This is a genomic window from Kitasatospora sp. NPDC043950 (assembly GCF_056435345.1).
The window spans coordinates 1-5,228 of record NZ_JBWKER010000121.1; the positions used below are offsets into that span (position 1 = coordinate 1).

Annotated in this window: 5 protein-coding genes; 1 reads left to right on the plus strand and 4 read right to left on the minus strand. The window is 72.5% G+C overall.

Going from position 1 to position 5,228, the window contains the following annotated elements; all coding sequences use genetic code 11:
- Nucleotides 1-129: 129 nt before the first annotated feature.
- Together AC07BF_RS37555 and hemL are read right to left on the minus strand one after the other, a co-directional pair.
- Nucleotides 130-777 carry a histidine phosphatase family protein gene (locus AC07BF_RS37555; RefSeq protein ID WP_079136296.1) on the minus strand — a complete coding sequence of 216 codons (648 nt, stop codon included), beginning with the start codon at nucleotides 775-777 and terminating at the stop codon, nucleotides 130-132.
- A gap of 88 nt (nucleotides 778-865) precedes the next feature.
- Nucleotides 866-2,194, minus strand: coding sequence for a glutamate-1-semialdehyde 2,1-aminomutase (gene hemL, locus AC07BF_RS37560; protein ID WP_363629283.1), 1,329 nt, complete (start codon nucleotides 2,192-2,194; stop codon nucleotides 866-868).
- Between the two features lie 292 nt (nucleotides 2,195-2,486).
- On the opposite strand from hemL, the gene AC07BF_RS37565 reads away from it, so the two are divergent.
- Nucleotides 2,487-3,116, plus strand: a complete 630-nt coding sequence (locus tag AC07BF_RS37565; protein WP_371518320.1) for a hypothetical protein — start codon at nucleotides 2,487-2,489, stop codon at nucleotides 3,114-3,116.
- Between the two features lie 65 nt (nucleotides 3,117-3,181).
- Here AC07BF_RS37565 and AC07BF_RS37570 read toward each other — a convergent pair whose 3' ends face one another.
- Nucleotides 3,182-3,673, minus strand: coding sequence for a MarR family winged helix-turn-helix transcriptional regulator (locus AC07BF_RS37570; protein WP_063348868.1), 492 nt, complete (start codon nucleotides 3,671-3,673; stop codon nucleotides 3,182-3,184).
- Nucleotides 3,674-3,736: 63 nt separating this feature from the next.
- A complete protein-coding gene (locus tag AC07BF_RS37575; RefSeq protein ID WP_363579937.1) occupies nucleotides 3,737-5,029 on the minus strand; it encodes a glycosyltransferase family 39 protein in 1,293 nt (430 codons plus the stop codon).
- Nucleotides 5,030-5,228 lie beyond the last annotated feature (199 nt).

Below are 5,228 nucleotides of genomic sequence, written 5' to 3' on the forward strand. Positions count from 1 at the left end.
GGGGGTTTTTTCGGTCTCCCCCCCGCCCCTCCCCCCCCCCCCCCCCCCTGGGGGGCCGCCCCCCCCCCCCCCCCCCCCCCCCCCCCCCGATCCCATACTTACGCGGGGTTTACCAACGGCCCCGCGGACTCACGCGCCGAAGCTCTTGCCCACCGGCTTGTCCTTGCCGCCCTTGCCGATCAGGTGCGCGGGCAACAGGTCGCGGGCCGGCTCGCGGTAGCCGACCGAGACGATCTTGTCGCCCTCGAAGGTGAAGCTGGTCAGCGAGGCCAGCGAGCACTGCCGGCGGCGCGGGTCGTGCCAGAGCCGGCGGCGCTCGACGAAGGAGCGGACGATCCAGATCGGCAGCTGGTGGCTGACGCAGACCGCCTCGTGCCCGCGCGCGGCGTCCCGGGCGGCGCCGAGCGCGCCCATCATCCGCACCACCTGGTCGAGGTAGGGCTCGCCCCAGGAGGGCTTGAACGGGTTGGTGAGGTACTTCCAGTAGCCCGGGTTCCGCAGCGAGCCGTCTCCGACGCCGAAGGTCTTGCCCTCGAAGATGTTGTCCGCCTCGATCAGCCGCTCGTCCGCCGCGACGTCCAGGCCGTGCGCCTTGGCGATCGGCCCGGCGGTCTCCTGGGCCCGCTCCAGCGGGGACGCCACCACGTGGGTGATGTCCCGGCCGGCCAGGTCCTCGGCGACCCGCTCGGCCATCTCCCGGCCCAGCTCGGACAGCCGGTAGCCCGGCAGGCGCCCGTACAGGATGCCCTCCGGGTTGTGCACCTCACCGTGCCGCATCAGATGGACGACGGTGATCTCTTTGGCGCTCACTTCTCAGTACTCCTGGGGCTCGCAGGGATGGATCGGGGCCTGGGTCCTGTCCGGCCTAGACCGTGGCCGCGGCGGCCGCGCGGGCGGCGGCCGGAAGGGCGGCGGCGATCCGCTCGATCGCCCGCTCGTCGTGGGCCGCCGAGACGAACCAGGACTCGAAGGCGGACGGCGGCAGGTAGACACCCTCGGCGAGCATCGCGTGGAAGAAGGCGGTGAAACGGTACGCCTCCTGGGTCTTGGCCTCGTCGTAGTTGGTGACGGCGGCCTCGGTGAAGAACACCGAGAACATGTTCCCGGCGGTCTGCAGCCGGTGCGTCACGCCCTCCTTGGTGAGCGCCTCCGACACCAGGCCGGAGATCTCGGCAGCGACCTTGTCCACGGTCGCGTACACCTCGTCGGTGCAGCCGCGCAGTTGGGCCAGGCCGGCCGCGGTGGCGATCGGGTTACCGGACAGGGTGCCCGCCTGGTAGACCGGGCCGGCCGGGGCCAGGTGGGCCATCACGTCGGCACGCCCGCCGAAGGCCGCGGCCGGGAAGCCGCCGCCCATGACCTTGCCGAAGGTCAGCAGGTCCGGCGCCCAGCCCTCGTTCGCCGCCTCCAGGCCGTACCAGCCGGCCTTGGAGACGCGGAAGCCGGTCATCACCTCGTCCGAGACGAACAGCGCGCCGTTCGTCCGGCAGAGCCGGGCCAGGCCCGCGTTGAAGCCGGGCAGCGGCGGGACGACGCCCATGTTGCCGGGCGAGGCCTCGGTGATCACGCAGGCGATCTCGCCCGGGTGGGCGGCGAAGGCCTGCTCGACGGCGGCCAGGTCGTTGTAGGGCAGCACGATGGTGTCGCCGGCCTGGGCGCCGGTGACGCCCGGGGTGTCCGGCAGGCCGAAGGTGGCCACGCCCGAACCGGCGGCGGCCAGCAGGGCGTCCACGTGGCCGTGGTAGCAGCCGGCGAACTTCACCACCTTCGCGCGCCCGGTGAAGCCGCGGGCCAGCCGGATCGCGGACATGGTGGCCTCGGTGCCGGAGGAGACCAGGCGGACCTGCTCGACCGGGGCGACCCGGCCGACGATCTCCTCGGCCAGCTCGACCTCGCCCTGGCCGGGCGTGCCGAAGGAGGTGCCGCGGGTGACCGCCTGCTGGACGGCGTCGATCACCGCGGGGTGCGCGTGGCCGAGGATCATCGGGCCCCACGAGCACACCAGGTCGACGTACTCGCGGCCGTCGGCGTCGGTGAGGTAGGGGCCGGCGCCGGACACCATGAAGCGCGGCGTGCCGCCGACCGCGCGGAAGGCGCGCACCGGGGAGTTGACGCCGCCGGGCGTCACGACGGAGGCGCGGTCGAACAGCGACTGGGACTGGGGGGCTTCGTAGGGGTAGCTCACGGGAGACATGGTCTCAAATCGTGTCCTTGAGCTCTGCATGTCGGACCCGATCATCTGGAACGATGATCCGGGCACCGTTGTCTGTACGGTGGTCCGTACAGACGGGGCCGCTGACTGCTCCGGAGCACGGACCAGTCAGACTGTGCACTCAGAGTGCGCAAGTGTTCCGGTTGTGTGCAGGGGTGTGGAGAGGACTGCTGCGTACCGCGAGTGGGTACGGCGGCGCATGACGGGTAAGGAGCACGTCCGGAGGGACGCCGGACGTGCGGGGGTCTGTCGATTCCGGCGAATTCCGGTGAGGATGGTCCGAGTGTCCGAGGCGCAGGACGGCTACGACGAGGCTGCGGGGGGCTCCCGCAGGCCCGCCGAAACCGCACGCGGGGGTAAGGGAGCGGGCACGGGTCGTGGCCGCCGCGGCGGCGAGAGGCGGGGTGAGGGACGCGTGGGGGTGACGTACAAGTACTTCGGCGCACCGGATCGCGCCACCGCCGCCAGAGTCCCCACAGCCCTCGGACCGGGCGGGCTCGGCCTGGACGCCGGCGAACTCGGCTCGCTCGGGCGGCTCGGCGACCTGATGGAGACCAGCGGCTCCCCCAACGGCCACCTCTCCACCAAGATCAAGCCGGAGACCATGAGCGCCATGGTCCTCACCGGCATCCAGGGCGTCCCGCTGCACCAGGTCCCGCCGCTGGAACTCGTCGTGCTGCACCCCGACTACGCCGTCGTCCAACTCCCGCAGAACGTCGTCGAACCGCTCCGCAAGGCCGACGAGACCGAACTCGGCGCCGCCGCCTTCATCTGGTCCACCGTCCCCGACCGGCGCGGACCGCGCGACGCCTTCGTGATCTACAGCATGCTGCACGAGTGGCAGGACTTCGCCAACCGCCTGCACGAGGCCGGGCACCAGCTGTACTGCCTGGTCTGGCCGTAGGACTTCCCGGAATCCTTCGCCCCGCCCGTCGAACGGCGGTCGGGACGAAGGGATGTGACCTCGCGTCAGTTCGTCCGGGCGCGGCGCGCCCGCCGTACCGCCCGTTCGCTCTCCACCGGTTCCGCCAGCGGCCCGTCCACCAGGCGCGTCAGCGCCGACACGAACACGTCCCGCTCCGGGCCGGGCAGCGACTCCAGCACCTCCCGGTGCACCCGGTCGGCGATCGCGGTGCCCCGCTCGACGGCGCGCTCGCCCGCCTCGGTGACGGAGATGATCCTGGCCCGGCGGTCGGTCGCGGACGGGCGGCGCTCGGCCAGGCCCGCCTTCTCCAGCTCGTCCACGGTGACCACCATGGTGGTCTTGTCCAGGTCCGACAGCTCGGCCAGCTGGATCTGGGTGCGCTCGGTCTCCTGCGCGTGGAACAGCACGGAGTACGCGCGGGGGGTGATCCCGAGCTCGGTGAAGGCGGCCGCCATCCGGGTCGCCAGCACGTGGCTCGCGTGGTCCAGCAGGCCGGAGATGTCACGGATCTGGCGCACGGGCGGGGTCGTCGTCATACGTCCGAGATTAGCAACGGCCCGTCCGCTGCCGGATGATCCCGTTGGCAACCAACCCCGGGTCTACGGGATGCCCAACTCGAACAGCGCATACCCCGCGTACCAGCCCGCCGCCACCACCGGCATCGCGAGCAGGCCGACCAGCGAGGACGTCCGCACCCGGCGCAGTGCCACCGCCAGGCCGATGAACAGCGGGAAGGCCGGCAGCAGGTAGCGCGAGATGTTGCCGAAGATCTGGTTGCTGCTCAGCGCGGTGGCGATGGTGAGCACCGTGTAGACCACCAGCACCAGCGGCGGCCGGGTGCGCCACAGCAGCACCAGCAGTCCGGGCAGGGCGATCAGCAGGGCGATCGCGATCAGGTCCGGGATGGGGTTGGACTGCCAGAAGTTCCAGTGCCCGGTGATCACGTCCATGACGGTGCGGACCGTAGAGGCGCCGCCGTCGAAGTAACGGTTCCAGGCGCCCCGCTGGAGCTTGAAGTAGCCGCCCCAGTCGCCCATCCGGTAGCCGACCCAGACGACGTACCCGATCAGGCCCCACGGGGTGATCAGCATCGCGGTCAGCGGCCGGGCCACCCCGTCGGTGCGCCGGATCAGCGCCACCAGCGCGGCGATCGACACCGCGGCGATCAGCGCGGCGGCGGTCGGCCGGTTGAGGCCCGCCACCAGCGCCAGCACGCCGGCCGTCAGCCAGTGGCGGGTCATCACGCAGTAGCAGGCCCAGGCGGACAGCGCGACGAACAGCGAGTCCGAGTAGACCGCCCACTCCACCCCCGAACCCGGGAACAGGCCCCAGATCACCGCGGCGATCACGCCCGCCCGGAAACCGCCGAGCCGCTCCGCGATCGCGAAGATCCCCGCCGCCGCGACGAGCGAGGCGATCACCGAGACGGCGATCCCGGAGCCGTACGGGCCGAGCCCGGTGACCGCGCCGACCAGCCGCATCAGCCACGGGTAGAGCGGGAAGAAGGCGGCCGAGTTCTCGTAGTAGGAGGCCAGCGGCCAGCCGTGCATCGGGAGCAGCTGCGGGTCGTAGCCGTTCTCGGCGATCCGCTGGTACCAGACGCCGTCCCAGGTGCCCAGCACGTCCCACGGCTGGGCGCCGCCGCCGCGGCCCGGGTTCTTCTTGAGGTAGTCCCCGGTGTGCGACAGCAGCAGCATGAAGACCGTGAGGCCGATGGCCTTGACCACCGCGTACGCCCCGAGCGCGGGCGCGAAGCGCTCCACCAGGGCGCCGAACCGCCCGGGCCGCCGGCCCGCCCGCTCCTCGGAGCGCTCCGCGGGCCGCTCCGCCTCCGGCGCCGCGGGCGCGCCGGGCTCGGTGCTGGACGACTCGGTGCTCGATGCCGTGCTCATCTGCTCTGGGTACTCCCCGCCACGCTGGTGGTCCGCGCGGCTACGGCGCAGCGATTTCAGGTGAGCCTACGGCACGTCCCCACCTGCCCCGCGAACGCCCGCCCACCCCGAAAACCCCGTGGCGGGGGGGGGAGCGGGGGGGGGGGGGGGGGGGGGGGGGGGGGGGGGGGGGGGGGGGGGGGGGGGGGGAGGGGGGGGC